Annotated in this window: 17 protein-coding genes; 5 read left to right on the top strand and 12 right to left on the bottom strand. The window is 69.0% G+C overall.

Annotated elements, in window-relative coordinates; genetic code table 11:
- Positions 1-12: 12 nt before the first annotated feature.
- The 7 genes from ACRDSQ_RS06185 to ACRDSQ_RS06155 form a co-directional block, all read right to left on the bottom strand.
- The gene (locus ACRDSQ_RS06185; protein ID WP_431419568.1) at positions 13-555 is read right to left on the bottom strand and encodes a zinc finger domain-containing protein; all 543 of its coding nucleotides are present in this window, start codon (positions 553-555) and stop codon (positions 13-15) included.
- Positions 552-1,436 carry a helix-turn-helix domain-containing protein gene (locus ACRDSQ_RS06180; protein WP_431419566.1) on the bottom strand — a complete coding sequence of 295 codons (885 nt, stop codon included), beginning with the start codon at positions 1,434-1,436 and terminating at the stop codon, positions 552-554. The genes ACRDSQ_RS06185 and ACRDSQ_RS06180 overlap by 4 nt, the downstream gene beginning before the upstream one ends.
- Complete coding sequence (locus ACRDSQ_RS06175; RefSeq protein WP_431419565.1) at positions 1,433-1,678, bottom strand: hypothetical protein; 246 nt, start codon at positions 1,676-1,678, stop codon at positions 1,433-1,435. The genes ACRDSQ_RS06180 and ACRDSQ_RS06175 overlap by 4 nt, the downstream gene beginning before the upstream one ends.
- A 94-nt stretch (positions 1,679-1,772) precedes the next feature.
- Positions 1,773-2,126, bottom strand: a complete 354-nt coding sequence (locus ACRDSQ_RS06170; RefSeq protein ID WP_431419564.1) for a hypothetical protein — start codon at positions 2,124-2,126, stop codon at positions 1,773-1,775.
- Complete coding sequence (locus ACRDSQ_RS06165; protein WP_431419562.1) at positions 2,096-2,374, bottom strand: hypothetical protein; 279 nt, start codon at positions 2,372-2,374, stop codon at positions 2,096-2,098. The genes ACRDSQ_RS06170 and ACRDSQ_RS06165 overlap by 31 nt, the downstream gene beginning before the upstream one ends.
- On the bottom strand, positions 2,371-2,763 hold the full coding sequence (locus ACRDSQ_RS06160) for a hypothetical protein (RefSeq protein ID WP_431419561.1): 393 nt from the start codon (positions 2,761-2,763) through the stop codon (positions 2,371-2,373). Before ACRDSQ_RS06160 ends, ACRDSQ_RS06165 begins: the two co-directional genes overlap by 4 nt.
- Before the next feature lie 73 nt (positions 2,764-2,836).
- Complete coding sequence (locus ACRDSQ_RS06155; protein WP_431419560.1) at positions 2,837-3,085, bottom strand: hypothetical protein; 249 nt, start codon at positions 3,083-3,085, stop codon at positions 2,837-2,839.
- A 167-nt stretch (positions 3,086-3,252) separates the two neighbouring features.
- Here ACRDSQ_RS06155 and ACRDSQ_RS06150 point away from each other — a divergent pair, with 167 nt between their 5' ends.
- On the top strand, positions 3,253-3,831 hold the full coding sequence (locus ACRDSQ_RS06150; protein ID WP_431419558.1) for a helix-turn-helix domain-containing protein: 579 nt from the start codon (positions 3,253-3,255) through the stop codon (positions 3,829-3,831).
- Positions 3,832-3,856: 25 nt separating this feature from the next.
- Positions 3,857-4,354, top strand: coding sequence for a hypothetical protein (locus tag ACRDSQ_RS06145; RefSeq protein WP_431419557.1), 498 nt, complete (start codon positions 3,857-3,859; stop codon positions 4,352-4,354).
- Between the two features lie 216 nt (positions 4,355-4,570).
- Here ACRDSQ_RS06145 and ACRDSQ_RS06140 read toward each other — a convergent pair whose 3' ends face one another.
- From ACRDSQ_RS06140 to ACRDSQ_RS06125, 4 genes are all read right to left on the bottom strand, one after another.
- Complete coding sequence (locus ACRDSQ_RS06140; protein ID WP_431419556.1) at positions 4,571-6,637, bottom strand: acyltransferase family protein; 2,067 nt, start codon at positions 6,635-6,637, stop codon at positions 4,571-4,573.
- A gap of 354 nt (positions 6,638-6,991) precedes the next feature.
- On the bottom strand, positions 6,992-7,384 hold the full coding sequence (locus ACRDSQ_RS06135; protein WP_431419555.1) for a DUF5313 family protein: 393 nt from the start codon (positions 7,382-7,384) through the stop codon (positions 6,992-6,994).
- The gene (locus ACRDSQ_RS06130; protein WP_431419554.1) at positions 7,381-7,833 is read right to left on the bottom strand and encodes a MarR family winged helix-turn-helix transcriptional regulator; all 453 of its coding nucleotides are present in this window, start codon (positions 7,831-7,833) and stop codon (positions 7,381-7,383) included. Before ACRDSQ_RS06130 ends, ACRDSQ_RS06135 begins: the two co-directional genes overlap by 4 nt.
- 19 nt (positions 7,834-7,852) lie before the next feature.
- The gene (locus ACRDSQ_RS06125; RefSeq protein ID WP_431419553.1) at positions 7,853-8,491 is read right to left on the bottom strand and encodes a hypothetical protein; all 639 of its coding nucleotides are present in this window, start codon (positions 8,489-8,491) and stop codon (positions 7,853-7,855) included.
- A gap of 236 nt (positions 8,492-8,727) precedes the next feature.
- Between ACRDSQ_RS06125 and ACRDSQ_RS06120 the strand changes: the two genes are divergently transcribed.
- Positions 8,728-11,907, top strand: a complete 3,180-nt coding sequence (locus tag ACRDSQ_RS06120; RefSeq protein WP_431419551.1) for an SdrD B-like domain-containing protein — start codon at positions 8,728-8,730, stop codon at positions 11,905-11,907.
- Between the two features lie 52 nt (positions 11,908-11,959).
- Here the strand turns inward: ACRDSQ_RS06120 and ACRDSQ_RS06115 are convergent, their stop codons facing one another.
- A complete protein-coding gene (locus tag ACRDSQ_RS06115) occupies positions 11,960-13,201 on the bottom strand; it encodes an MFS transporter (protein ID WP_431419550.1) in 1,242 nt (413 codons plus the stop codon).
- A gap of 112 nt (positions 13,202-13,313) precedes the next feature.
- On the opposite strand from ACRDSQ_RS06115, the gene ACRDSQ_RS06110 reads away from it, so the two are divergent.
- Positions 13,314-14,018, top strand: coding sequence for a GntR family transcriptional regulator (locus ACRDSQ_RS06110; protein WP_431419549.1), 705 nt, complete (start codon positions 13,314-13,316; stop codon positions 14,016-14,018).
- A gap of 25 nt (positions 14,019-14,043) precedes the next feature.
- On the top strand, positions 14,044-14,799 hold the full coding sequence (locus tag ACRDSQ_RS06105; RefSeq protein ID WP_431419548.1) for a sulfite exporter TauE/SafE family protein: 756 nt from the start codon (positions 14,044-14,046) through the stop codon (positions 14,797-14,799).
- The last annotated feature ends 5 nt before the right edge of the window (positions 14,800-14,804 follow it).

Raw genomic sequence — 14,804 nt, 5'->3', positions numbered from 1 at the left:
GGTTGGTGCCGGTCATGCAGTTTCCCCCTGGTCGGTCATGGCGGCGAACGCGGCGTCGAGGCGGATCGGGTGCGCGGCGGTTTTGGTGAGCGGGCGCCCGCCGGGTCCGGTGCATCGGGCGCCGGGTTGGGCGTGGCAGTAGCCGCACGTGACGGCGAGCCATGCACGGCGGACGTCGGCCTCGGCCTCGGCGTACTCCGGGTCGACTCCGCGGGTGACGGCGAGCGCGGCGGTGACGCGGGTGACCCCGTCGCGGATGGCGCGCAGCCTGGTGTCGTCGAGTCGGCGGGCGGCGGCCTGCTCGTGAATCTCGGCCTGGTAGCGCCGTTCGATCTCGGCGCGGCGCAGGGTTCGCCAGTGGTCGAGGATGTCGGCGGGCATGACGGTCTCGGAGTGGCGCCGGTAGTGCTCGCGCACGGCGTCGGCGCCGACCTCGGCGGGGACGTCATCGAGGATGGCGGCCCACATGGCGAGCACGTCCCCGTCGGGTTGGGGGATGCGCGGGTCGACGGCCGAGGCGGCGCCGAGCAGGGTCGCGACTTCGGCACGGTTCACCGGGTGCCCCCGCCGAGCGCGAGCGGTTCGACTGGGTCGGACTCGGCGTAGTCGGCTTCCGCGGCGAGCTGCAACCAGCCGCGCATCTTGTCGCCGCGTGTCGAGCGCGTTGCCGGTCGGGTCGGCGGGTTCGTCGCGTGGTGCGCCGCCTTGACGGCGTCGTCGTACAGGTGCGGCAACAGGCCGGGGCGGGCGTCGGGTCGGCGGTGCCACTCGTCGAGCGCGGCGCGCACCGCGGTCGGGTTGGCCCCATCGCGCAGCAGTCCGTCGGCAGCTTTGGCCAGTGCCCGGACGGTCGCCGGGCGGTAGGCGGTGCCGGTCTGCTCGCGCCATTCGGCGACGAGCCGGTACGCATCGGGCCGAACCGCGGTTGCCGACAGTTCGGCGACGGTGGCGGTGCCTCGCGCGCGGGCGCCCGCGACGCTGCTTTTCGGTTCAGTAGTTCGGTTCAGTACTTCCGGTTCACATTGGGGGGTCACTGTGACCCCCGCGTGGGGTGCCGCTGTGGCAGGGGCCGGGGGTCGCTGTGACAGGGGGCGGGGGTCACTGTGTCCCGTGGGGGTGTCACCGTGACCGACCGGGGCGGGCGTCACTGTGACCGGTTCAGATGGACCGTCGACGGTGAGCCAGTAGACGTTCGAGGTGTCGGCGCCGGTGCCTCGCTGGCGTCGGGCGCGGGCGATCAGGTGGCGGTCGGCGAGCGCGTCGAGGGCACGGCGGACCGTCCTTTCGGACGCTTCGGTTTCCCGCGCCAGGGTGGCCACCGACGTTGTCGCGCGCCCTTCGCGGTTGGCGTGCTCGGCGAGCACGAACAGCACGAGTTTCGGCATGGGTCCGCCCGCTGTCTGCTCGGCGGCCCATCGCATCGCTTGAACGCTCATGCCGAACCACCCGCGGCGGTGTAGGCGGCGCCGAGGTCGAGCGGGTCGGCGTCGAGCAGGGCTGCGACCTGGTCGCGGGTGTCGCCGCGGCGGTGCAGGATGCGCAGAACCTCGGCGGCCTCGGGCGCGGGCAATGACCGGTATGGGCGGCGACCACGGAGAGCGGCCTCGACGGCGAGCGCGTCGAGTCGGCGTGTCCCGGTCGTGGGTAGGGCGGAAATGGGCGTGTTTGTACGCAACATGTGTTGTCCCCCTTGGGATACGGCGGGCGCGGGCGTGCGTCACCGCGCCCGCCGCAGGCATGCGTCGGACTTGACGTGTGGTGGTGCGGGTTGGTTAGGCGGCCGTGTCGGCGTGGTGGGCGATCCACACCCGGTTACGCGACGCTCGGCGTGGTCGTCGTCGGCTTCGGTACTCGCCGCAGGGCACGATCACCCGGCGGGCGGCCCATATGCCGAGCACGGACGGCAACACGTTCGGCGAATGTGCCTCGGCCTCGACCTCGTCGGGCACGCCGCGGCGCACGTCGTCGGCGGTGAACGGCCGCCCGGACTCGACCAGGTCGGCGAGCACGGCCTCGACGGCGTCTCGGTAGCGCCGGTGTACGGCGCTCGCCGCGGCGAGGTTCGCTTCCTGCCCGGCGTGGCGGTCGGCGAACGCTAGGGCGAGTTGGTCGACAGGGTCGACCACGGCGGCACCTCCCACCTATACGGGTCGGTGTGAACATCGCGTGCCCACTCGGCGAGCAGTCCTAACAGGGCGCGGTGCGCGGTCGCCTCGGCGGCGCGCGTGGCCGGTGGCCACGCCTGCACGGTCGGGCAGGTCGGGCACTCCGGGCAGCAACCGCCGCAGTCCTCCGGGTCGCAGCAACCGGCCGGGTTGTGGTCGAAACAGCAGACGACCACCTGCCCGGTCGGCACGAGCGCGGTCGAGGTCACGTCGCGACCCCCTTCAACGCGCGGCGCAACGCGGCCAGCGACCGCTCGGCGCGGGTCGCTCGCGTCTTCCACTCGTCGCGGTCTGCGGCGACCTGGTCGTGGTCGGCGAGCCGGGCGAGCGCCTCGGCGAGCGTCACCTCGCCGAGCGCGCCGAGGTCGGCGTGTTCGGGCTCGACGGCGCCGCGGTGTTTGTTCAGGTGCGGCCGGATGGAACGGACGTTGTCCGAGGTGTAGTCGCAGTGCGCGCACCCGTAGACGGTGCGCCCGTCGGCGAGTAGAAGGGTGCGGGTCTGCTGCCAGACGACCGGCTTTCCTGCCCGGTCCCGCATCGCTGCCTCGGTCGGCTCGTCGGCGAGCACCTCGACCCGGTCGACCATGGTCGCCGTCATCGGACACCACCCCCGGCAATGTCCGACCCAGCAAGACGGGCATCACGTGCGGGCAGACGAACACTCGCGGCGCTCACGCGGCGACACCGGACCCAGGCGCGCCGGTCGCCTCGACCGTGAACACGTCATCGAACGACACGTCGAGCTTGTGCAGCGTCGCGGCGATGAACGGATTGCCGGGCAACTGCTCACCGTCGAGGACCCGCCCCACGGTGGACTGGCTGACGCCGAGGCACTTCGCGATCGCGTACCGCGATCTCAGACCCCGACAGGTGGCGATCTTGTCGAGCGCATCCACTCGGACACGCACACGAACGGTCAACACACATCCCCCAATGCTTCCGTCTGCGGACCTATCATCCGCCAACGGGACCAACACTACGGCCCTTGACAACCACCTTTCAACGCTTCCGCGCGCGCAAGCAGGGCAAATAGGCCCCGACGAAGGTGGGTGTACGAAGTTCCGTACACGGAACTACACTCCCGCTCATGACCTCGAACCCCTGGTGGCGGTACCTCGAAGACCAACTCCGCGAGCGGGATTGGACAGTCGCCGACCTCTCCCGCGCGTCGGGCGTGTCTCAGAGCCGCATAGGCCACTGGCGCGACACCGGCGCCGCCCCGTCGACCAAGAACGCCCGCGCCATCGCCGCGGCCCTCAACGTCCCGCTGCTGCTAGTGCTCGTCGAGGCACAGATTCTCACCAGCGACGAGGCGATGTTGCGGACCGACCGGCGCCCGTCATTGGAACCCTTCTCGGTCAGCCAGCTATTACGTGAGGTCCAACGCCGATATACCGATCTTGAGTTCGCCGCGCGCGACCCCCGCGAGTTCGCCCGAGAACTCGCGGACGCCCTCGACGATCAACGCCTGCAACGGGTGACCAGGACCACCCGCGAGTCCGCTAACTCTCTGCACCTGGTGGCCGACAGTCCTAGTGGGGAAAGACTAAGAGATCAGCAGGAACGCGCGTGGATCACTGATGAGGAACTGCCCGGCGGCGAATTGGGCACCGAAGAGGAAGTAGAGCAACTAGCGGACCCGGACGGCCCCGAAGGCGGCGCCTGACATCGGGCGGCAAACTGGGGGAACGATGCACTGGGGGAAGTGCTATGACCCGCACGATCATGCCGAGCTGCTCGGCGCGGAGATCATCTATTCACGCGCCGTCCGCGGATTCGGCGACTACCGCGCAGGAATCATTCGTCTGCATCCAGACCTGACCCAAGCGGAAGCCCGATGCACGACGGCTCATGAAATCGTTCACCATCAACACCGCGACGACGTCCTCGGATACTGCGGTGTTGCTTGGCTTGATACCCGACTCGAACGCCGAGTCCACGCCATCGCGTCCCGACGTCTGATCATCCCTGTGGAGCTTGCCGACGCGGTGAGATGGACAGACGACCCGAACGACATCGCCGAACAACTCATCGTCGACGCCCGCACGCTACATACGCGAGTCCTCGCCTTGACGCGAGACGACTACGCCGAGCTGCGCACCGTCGCAAACGGCGTCATTCGGCGGTCGCTCGCCGACCTCCGACGGCACGCGGCGAGACACCTGCATCAGCAACAACCAGGCGCCTAACCCAAGATCAAACCCAGTGCACACGCCTCGGCCACTTGTGTTCGCTGGTAACCTGCGTAAGCCCAGGTGAGCACTGCGCTCTGTGGCTCTCAGCTTGAAAGCGGAAGACGGGCAACCGTCCGGGGGTTCAAATCCCTCCGCCTCCGCAACTCAGAAGGGGTGTCGACCATTCCAAGTGGATGGTCGGCACCCCTTCGGTGTAGCAAAGGGTGTAGGTCAGTCGACGCCGAGTTGTTTTGTCAGCGGGCCGGTCAAGGTCCGGACGAACGTATCCGTGAGGTGGTTGTCCCGGTAGACGATCACGTTTCCGATCACCGCGGGGCACACCTCACCGCGGCACAGCCACGGCGTCATGTCCGCCACCGTCGTGTTCGGCAGGACCGAGACCGCCTCGATCAGCGGGTCCAGCTCGTCTCCCAGTGCCGCCGCGCGCGGGGTGTCGCAGGCGGTCACGTTGTCCGGGAACCGTTGCAGGCAGCGGGGAGTATGCACGGTCATCAGGGGCACGTCGCGGATCGCGGCGATCTTGATGCCGGCGTCGGTGAGGGGGCGGAACAGCTTGCGGTAGCCCTCGATGAGTTGGTCGCGGCCGTACCAGGAGCGCTTTCCGTCGACGACCTCGAAGCCCAGGGTGAACCCGGTGGTGACGATCAGGTCCGGCTTCAGCGCGAGCAGCGCGGGCAGCAGTTTGTAGGCCTTCTCGGCGCACACCCGCAGCGGATAGCCGCTCTTGTCCGGCGGCAGGTCGCCGTACGCGCAGCCTTCGTGGGTCATGATTTTGACCCGCCACTCACCCGTCGCGACCGCGTGGTTGATCAGCGCGGTGCTGTACATCGTCATGTGCGAGTCGCCGACCAAGACCATCGTCTTCGAGGCGAGGTTGCCGTACGCGCACCTGTCGCCCGCGGGCGGGTGCAGGTCCAGGTCGTAGGCCGCGCAGTTGTCCTTCAATGCGGTGGCGTGGTCGAGTTCGACAACCGCCGGGTCGGGCAGCAGCGGCACACCCTTGGGCGCGGCCTTCGGGTCTTGCGCGTCGAAGGCCAGGGCGCCGGGGTGGTCGTCGTCGAGGAACATCGTGGCGGCCAGCAAGTCGTCGCGCCGTTCGGCCGCGACCTGCCAGGGCACGGTCGCCGACACCAGCGTCGCGATCACCATCGCCGCGCCAAGCAGGTATGTCGCGCGCAGTCGCAGTCGGAACGGGCGCCGCACGGTCGGCACGGTCACGGTCTTGCGGCGCCGGAAAGGATCCTCGACGGCGTGCTTGGTCAGGATCGCCAGGACCAGGCTCAGGGCGGCGACCTTGGCGACCTGCTTGAGCGTCAGCGCCGTCGTTCCGCTGCGCTCCAGGACGAAGACGATGACTGGCCAGTGCCACAGGTACAGGCTGTAGGAGATGTCGCCGAGGTAGCGGAACGGCTGCAGGCCCAGCACCTTGCCCAGTTCCACGGGCGAGCTCGCCGAGGACGCGCCCGCGACGAGAATGGCGACCGTGCCCAGGGTCGGGACCAATGCTATCCATCCTGGGAACGCCATGGCCGTGGTGAAGGTGAAGGCGCTGTAGCCCACGGCGGCGATGCCCGCCCACCCCAGCGGCATCCGCCACGCGAAGCCCAGTTGGACGCGGTGGATCGCCATCGCCGCGAGCCCGCCGATGCCGAGCTCCCAGAGTCGGGTCGGGGTGATGAAGTAGGCCGCGCCCGCGGGTACACCGGTCATCAGCACCGAGCAGACGAGTGAACCCGCGGTGATCACCAGAACCGAGCCGAACGCCCACCGGGCCGCGTTCGCGCCGCGGCGCGCCGCCGCGGCGCTCAGCAGCAAAATCACCGGGATGATCAGGTAGAACTGCTCTTCGACGCTGAGCGACCAGAAGTGCTGCACGGGTGAGGCCGCTGCTGTGGCGTGCTCATAGTCGGCGGAGAAGATCGCCAGCAGCCAGTTCTGCACGTTGAGCGCCGAGGCGACGACTTCGCGCATGATCGCGGGCCAGCGGGCGACCGGCAGGAACAGCAGCGTCGCCGCGACTGTGGCAAGCAGCACAACCGACGCGGCAGGCAGCAACCGTCTGATTCTTCGCGCGTAGAACGAGGGCAGCGCCAGTCTGCCCGTGCGGCGGATCTCGTCGGCGAGCGAGCCGATGATCAGGAAGCCGGAGATCACGAAGAAGACGTCGACGCCGACGAATCCGCCGGTGAGCCGGGCGGGCACCAGGTGGTAGACGAGTACGAGTCCCACGGCGAGTGCCCGTAAACCCTGAATATCCGCGCGCGCAGCCTTCGACACCGCGACTCCCTTCAACAGACGAGCGTCGGTGGCATCCGCCATGGCCGATTCGCCGGACGAGAACTGACGCCGCGATCGGCCGTCAGTGGCCCCCAAGCCTCAGAACTGGGGCAATGTAGCAATCGGGGCGCGGCCAGGCGGACACACCACACCTGATCCAGCGGCCGCCGCAACCGGGTCTCCGCCGGTTGGATGCCGCGAATCGCAAGTGGCGCAGCGCGTTCTGCCCTAGTCGACGTCCGGCCCGGTCAGGGCAATGCGGTGTCGAGTAAGACTGGTCACATCCTCTTGGCAGCTCCTGAATCGAGCGCCGCAGGTCACGAGCGGTTTCACTGCCTCCGAACAGCCGCCGTTTCAGCGCCAAGCGGCGTCGTAGCGGGATTGGCGGCCCGCGTCGCGCTTGGACGCGCGTTGTTTGCGGGCCTGTTCCGCGGCGCCGTGGGGGTAGCCGTATTTCGTGATCCGGTACTCGGTGCTCTCGATGGCGTAGGACACCGCGAAGTACATGCCCACGATCAGGCCGAGTGCGCCGCAGGCCAGCGCCAGCTGCCAGGGCCCGCCGAGCCCGAGCATCAGCCCGAGCGTGATCGCCGTGGACAGTGGAAGCATGCGGAGCAGGGCGCGGACCGCGAACCACGCCATCCACTTGGGACCCGTCGCGTCGGCGAAGACCCATTCGCGGTAGCGCGAGGGGACTTTCCCGCCCAGCAGGTACCAGAAGTGTCGAGCCGCGGATGGCCGGTTCATGGCTTGGCCGCTTCGATGACCTGGGTCAGCGCCTGGTGCAGGCGGTACAGCTCCGGCAGGTCCATGCCGAGCCGCTCGACGACCGCCGGTGGGATGAGCAATGCCCGCTCCCGCAGGGCCAGGCCCTCGTCGGTGAGCGTGACGGCCAACAGACGCTCGTCGTCGCCGGAGCGGCCGCGGCGGATGTAGCCGATCGCCTCGAGTCGTTTCAGCAGGGGAGACAAGGTGCCGGGGTCGAGCACCAGCAGCCTGCTCAGCTCCTTGACCGACAGCGGCGCCTGCTGCCACAGGGCCAGCATGACCAGGTACTGCGGGTGGGTCAGTCCCATGGGTTCAAGCAGCGGCCGGTAGATCCCGACGACACTGCGCGAGGCGATTGACAGCGCGAAGCAGACCTGCCGTTCGAGCGCCAGCGGGTCCTCGGTGTCAAAGATTTGTGCACCAACCATTTGCCCACCATACATGGGCCTACTCGCAGCCGACCCCGTCGTTGTCCGGGTCGAACCGGTGCCGGTCGGGCGCGTGGACGGGGAAGCGGCGCTGCGGGATCTGGTAGCAGTCCAGGTCCGGTCCGGTGAGCGCGAGGCACATCGTCGGGTAGGACGGGTCGCAGCCGGGCTTGGTCGACAGGGGCGTGGCCGAGGCGGGCGCGGACGCCGCTCCGCTCGTCGTGGTCGGTCTCGGCTTCGAGGAGGCAGGCTTGGTGGCCTTCGCGGCAGTCGCCGTGGTGCGGGTGGGCGTTGTCGTCGTGGTCAACGGCGGCGCGGTCACGGCGGCGATCTCCGCGCCTGTCGTCGTGGTCGGCGGCGGCGCCACCTGTGCTTTCGGCGGCGGGGCGACCAGCGGTGTCGGGTCGGACTCAGGCACGACGGCTCCCGCGATCAGGATGAGCGCGAACGCGATGGCCGCCACCGCGACCGCGTTCCCCCGGTCCGGGATGAACGCGAACCGCGCGTGCCCCACGACCGCGGCGAAGGCGGCGACCGCGAGCACGGGCAGCGCCACCGCGATCAGCATCACGCCGACACCGCCCGCGACCAGTGCCGCGATGGCGATGATCGACCAGACGATCCCGATGGCGACGTGCGGCAGGGCAGATCGGCTCATGCTCTGGCTATCAATTCCGCCCGACTCCCAGTTACCGACGCTACGCAATCGTGATCGTGTTCTTCGGCATTGCCACGCAGCTCCCAATCGTTGCTTTTGCGCGTGGCTTTCCAATGACGTCATCAGGTACCGTGCGGCTGAATTGACTGTCACGGCGCCCGAACGGGTCGGGGGACCCACTGAGGGACTTCGGGTGCCGCGCTCGAACTGGGGAGATCACACTGTCACGCACTTCTGTGCGTCGAGCCGGAAACCGGCTCGGCGCGGCTGTGCTCGCGCTCATCATGAGCGCCGCCATGGCCACCACCGCCGCCGCCCAAGAGACCGATCCCGTGAGCCCCTCCGCGGAGCCCACGGCGACCGAGTCCGCCGTCCCGACGTCCACTCCGGACCCGACCGCCACTCCGGACCCGACGCCGTCCGAGACGACCACCGAGCAGGCACCGACGACCACCGAGTCGGCGCAGGCCGAAACCTCAACCGAGGCAACGACTCCGTCGGAGCCGACATCCACGAGCGCACCCGCCGCGTCGCCATCCGAGACGCCGCCGCAGCCCGCCAAGGCAGCCACGCAGCTGCCGGACGTCGGTGTCACGGCGACCTTCGACAAGGCCGAGTACACCACCGGTGAAGACGTCCGGGTCACCGTCCGAATCACCAACAACAGCGACGTCGACGCCAAGGGCGTGCGGGCCTACGCGTCCGGCCACGTCGAGAATCACGGCCAGTGGGGCGACCTCGGCGAGGACGGCGGCGCGACCATTCCCGCCCGCGGCATTCGGGAATTGACGATCACCGGCGCCATCGTGGGCGTGGAGGACGGCCAGATCCGCTTCGCCGTCAATGTGGTGGTCGACGGCGGCGACGCCGAGCAAGTCGACAATTTCGATCAGGTGTCCGCGCCGGTGTCCGCGGCCAAGGGCCGCTTCGGCGGAACGATCTACACGGACCGCAACGGCAATGGCGCGTTCGATTCCGGCGAGGGCATCACCGGTGTCCAGGTCGCTATCCAAGGCGGCGTGCCCTACAGCTCCGACCACCGCTACACCGACAACGGCGGGCGGTTCAGCTTCGGCGAGCTGAACGCCGGTGGCTACAGCGTGAGCTACAGCGCCCACGGCTACGCCATCAGCGGGGTCACCGGCAGCGACCGCGAGATCCTGAACATCGGCGGCGACCGGTACGCGGCGGTCAAGCTCGTGGCCACGCGGTCACTGGACCAGTTCCTGGGCGTGAACATGCGCTTCGACAAGACCACCTACGCGGTCGGCGACACCGCGGGCATCCGTGTGACGCTGACGAACCGCGGCCAGTCGACCCTCAATGGCATCACCGCGTCCTGCGGCATGGGCAGTTCGGTGGGCGTGGGTGCTGGCGCGGGCTGGGGCGACCTGGCCCCCGGAGGACCGGGCGTCTCCGTGCCCGCGGGCCACTCCGTGGTCGTGTCGGTCACCGATGTCGTGCCCGCGAGCGCGGGCATGGACGGCTACCTGGGCGCCCGGTGCACGTTCCTGGCCCTTGGCTATCCATCCGCCGGTGCGCCGTCGGCCGAAGCCTCCGCGCGGGTCAGTGGCGCGCTTGGCTCCGGGAGCGGCTCGGTGCGCCACGCTCCGAACGGCGGCCTCGGTGACCCGGTGGCCGGTGTCACCGTCCTGCTTCTCGACGAGCAGACGGGTGAGACGGCGGCCAAGGCCGTCAGCGACGCCGAAGGCGACTTCACTTTCTCCGACGTGCCCGTCGGCATCTATGACGTGCGCACCGACGGGCCATGGGTGCTGACATCGGCCAACCGTTTCCCGATTCGGGCAGACGGCCTGGGCGGTCCATACCTCTACGTCCAGCCGGACGCGGCGGGTCAGGGCAAGCTGGCCAACCTCAAGGTCTCGGCGAGCTTCGACCAGGACGCCTATACCTCCGACCAGCCGGTGAAGGCCACGGTCACCATCACCAACATCGGCAGCGCCGCCGCCAAGAACGTGCGACTGCTGACCTCGCACTCCAGCAACTACTGGACGGAGACGGGCGGCTGGGGTGAGCTCGACTACTCCCGCGGCGCGACGGTCGAGGCGGGCCAGACGCGGACCTTCGAGTTCGTGGGCAACGCGATGTCGATGACCGGGGAGGCCGCCACGGTCGTTTTCGAGGGCAGGCTGTACGCGGACCCGCAGGATTTGAACTGGGACAACAACTCCTTCTTCGCCCACGCGTCACTCACCTCCGTGGTCGGCGACTACAGCGGGGTGGTGTACGCCGACAAGAACGGCAACGGCAGCGCCGACAAGGGTGAGGGCCTCGGCGGTGTCGAGGTCTCCGCGAACGGCGGCAGGCCGCTCTCCTACCGCTGGACGACCACCGACGCCGAGGGACGCTTCGCGTTCGACGACCTTCGCGCTGGGCTGTACACCGTGTACTTCTCGGAAAGTGACGATGGCTGGATCCCCGTCGGCGAGAGCGGAGAGGGGCATGACCGGTTCACGCTGACGGCCGAGGGCCGCAAGGATGTGGCGGTCCGCGCTGTCCGTCCGCTCAAGGACGTGTTGTCGGGCGCGCTTGAGTTCGCGGCCGACTCGTACAAGGTCGGCGACACCGCGAACGCCGTGGTGACTCTCACCAACTCCGGAACGACCAAGCTGACGGGCATCCGCGCGAACTGCTGGTCCGGTGATGGGTATCACGACAACACCAGAGGCTGGTTCCCGATCGGTGACACCGACCCGGGCGCTGACCTCGAGCCGGGGGAGACGCTGCCGCTACAGGTCGCGGACATCATCACCACCTACGACCGTGACCTCGGATACCACGAGGTCGGCTGCGAGTTCGTTGCCGACGGGCATCCCGACGCCGGGACTCCCCGCGCGTGGGACAGCGTGTTGGTGCTCGGCGCGCTGGGCGCCAAATCCGGTGAGCTCGTCCACGACGCGAACGGCGACTGGGAGATCAGCGACGACGAGCGGATCACGGGCGCCAAGGTCCAACTCGTGGACCTGGCGACCGACAAGGCGATCGCCGAGACGCACACCGACGCGTCCGGTCGGTTCACCTTCCGCGACGTCCAGGCGGGCCGCTACCGCGTGCACGTGGTGGGCCCGTGGGCGTTCAGGTGGGAAGACGACGCCCTGTTCTCCGTTTACGCCGGGGACAACGAGCACACACCTCGGTACTTCATGGTGTCTGGCCCTGAGCAGCCGGCGCTGCCCATCGTCAAGCCCGTACCGGTTGAGCCCACTCCCGCTGAGCCCACCCCGGCGCCGGGCGTCCCGGCGCCGCAGGCAGGCGTCGCTCCGGCGGCGAGCACCGGCGGCGAGGAGTTGGCGCAGACGGGTGCGAGCGTGCTCGGCCTGACTGTGCTGGGTCTCGCCGTGCTCATGGCGGGTGGCATCACGCTGATGGCGACGAAGCGCAGGCGCACTAACTGATAGCGGCAGGAAACATGGGCGGTGCCGGATGTTCCGGCACCGCCCATGTGCGTCAGGACAGTTCGCGGTCCCTGGTCTCGGGCAGCCAGAACAGCGCGACCACGACGAGCGCGTAGGCCAAGGCGCCGAAGGACATCGCGCCGCCGATGCCGTAGTGGCCTGCCAGAACTCCGATGGCGGCGGGGAAGAACGCGCCGACCGCGCGGCCGAAGTTGTAGGTGAAGCCTGGACCGGCGCCGCGTGCGCGGCTCGGGTACAGCTCGGCGAGGTAGGCGCCGAAGCCGCTGAAGATGGCTGACGAGCAGAAGCCCAGCGGGAAGCCCAGGAACAGCACGTACCCGCCTGCGGAAGCGGGCAATTGGGTGTACAGCATCAGCAGGGTGGCGCTGAGGACCGCAAAGATGCGGAAGGAATGCCTGCGGCCCAGGCGATCGGACAGGTAGCCGCCGGTCAGGTAGCCGAGGAACGCGCCGGTGATCAGGAAGGCCAGGTAGCCGCCGGTGCCGATGACGGTCAGGCCGCGCTGCTTGCTCAGATATGTCGGCAGCCACGTCGCCAGGGTGTAGTAGCCGCCCTGGCAGCCGGTGGCCAGCAGGGACGCGAACACGGTGGTACGCAACAGGTCCCGGCGGAAGATCGCCCGCAGCGAGCCGCGGGCGGCGGCCTTGTGCTCGGTGAACACGGGGGCGTCCTCGACCCCGCGCCGCAGGTAGACGACCAGGATCGCGGGGAGCGCGCCAGTGATGAACAGGACGCGCCACGCCAGGTCGGGGTCGACGAGGTGGAACACGACGGTGTAGACGATCACCGCCGCGCCCCAGCCGACCGCCCACGAACTCTGGATGACCGACGCGACGCGGCCGCGGTGGCGGGCGGCGGTGTACTCGGCGACCAGGATCGCGCCGGTGGCCCACTCGCCGCCGAAACCCAGGCCCTGCAAGGCACGCAGGACGAGCAGCGTCTCGTAATCCTGCGCGAACCCGCACAGCGCGGTGAACAGGGCGTAGGTGACCACGGTGATCATCAGCGTCCGAACCCGGCCGATCCGGTCGGCGAGCACACCTGCGATCACACCGCCGACCGCGGAGAACACGAGCGTCGCGGTCGAGAGCAGGCCGGTCTGGCCGGTGCTCAGACCGAACGACGACGCGATGGCCGCGAGCCCCAGGGGAAGCACCCAGAAGTCGTACGAGTCGAGGCCGTAGCCGAGGAAGGCGCCGACGAAAGCCTTGCGCCCCTTGGCTGGCAGCTCTCGGAACCAGCTCATGGCCGACTCGGTCCGGACTGTGCTCATGCTCCACCCCGCTCGCTCGATGGCACCGTCACTCCCGTACCGTAGGGATTGTTCAACAATCTGACAATGGAACGATCGGCTGATTACCCTGGAAGGACGAGTGGGAGGAAACGTGGCATCGGTCGACATCGTCGGACGGCTCACCGAGCTGGTCCGTGAGCGGCGGCAGGGGCGCAGCAGTGCGGCCGACGTCGCCGCGTCGGCGCTGCGCGACCTGATCATGGAAGGCGCGCTGCCACCGGGCAGCCGGGTCACCGAAGAGGCGTTCATGGCGCCGCTGGAGGTCTCCCGCAACACCCTGCGCGAGGCGTTTCGGCTGCTCACCCACGAAAAGCTGCTGGTGCACAAGCTCAACCGCGGTGTGTTCGTGCGCAGCTTGGTCCGGGCCGACGTCCGCGACCTCTACCGGGTCCGCAAGGTTGTCGAGTGCGCCGCGCTTGCGCAGGCGACGGACGCGGGGATCGAGCGGATGACAGCGGCCGTCGAGCGCGGCGAGCGGGCCGCCGCCGAGGGGCGCTGGGTCGACGTGGGCACCGCGAACATCCGCTTCCACCAAGCGATCGTGAGCCTGGTCGGCAGCCCGCGGCTCGACGAGATGATGCGCCAGGTCGGCGCCGAACTGCGGCTCGGCTTCCACGAGATGGGCGACCCGCGCTCGTTCCACGAGGGCTATTTGCGGCGCAACCGCGAGATCCTCGACCGGCTCAAGGGCGGCGAGCCCGAACGCGCCGAGGAACTGCTCCGGAAGTACCTCGACGACGCCGAGAGTGAGATGTTCGCCGCATTCCTCGCGCGCGATGGGAAACTGGCGAACTAGTGTCCCCAGTTGTGGGATGCACACAATGACGACCTGGGAAGTCATCGCCGTCGTGCTGGCCGGGGTCTTCGCGGGCGGCATCAACACCGTGGTCGGCTCCGGCACGCTGGTCACGTTCCCGGTGCTGCTCGCCGTCGGATTCCCCCCGGTGGTGGCCAACGTGTCCAACACCCTGGGCCTGGTGCCGGGTTCTATCACCGGCGCGATCGGCTACCGGCGTGAACTCGCCGGCCAGCTCCCACGCCTGCTGCGGCTGGGCGTGGCGTCGCTGGTCGGCGGTGTCGTGGGCGCGATCCTGCTGCTGGTCCTGCCGCCGGGCGCGTTCGAGACGATCGTTCCGATCCTCATCGGACTCGCGCTGGTGCTGGTCATCCTGCAGCCGTGGCTGGCCCGCACACTGACCGAGCGGCAAGGCGAACGGCACGTCCACGGTGGACTCGCGCTCATCGCGGGGGTTTTCGCCAGCGGTATCTACGGCGGCTACTTCGGTGCGGCGCAAGGAGTTCTGCTGCTCGGCCTGATGGGCATCCTGATGGACGAGAGCCTGCAGCGGATCAACGCGGTCAAGAACGTGCTCGCGGCCATCGTGAACCTGGTGGCGGGCATCGTGTTCATCTTCGTCGCGGACGTGGCCTGGGACGCGGTCGCGCTCATCGCCGTCGGTGCGATCGTGGGCGGGCTGATCGGCGCGAAGATCGGCCGCAAGCTGTCCCCGACCGTGCTGCGCGCGGTGATCGTCCTGGTCGGACTCGCCGCGATCTTCCAACTGCTGACCCGGTAGCGGCG

This window comes from Actinokineospora sp. (assembly GCF_050699995.1).
In the GTDB taxonomy this organism is placed as follows: Bacteria; Actinomycetota; Actinomycetes; order Mycobacteriales; family Pseudonocardiaceae; genus Actinokineospora.
The sequence above is the reverse complement of the archived record's forward strand: the minus strand, read 5'-3'. Positions and strand labels throughout refer to the sequence as shown.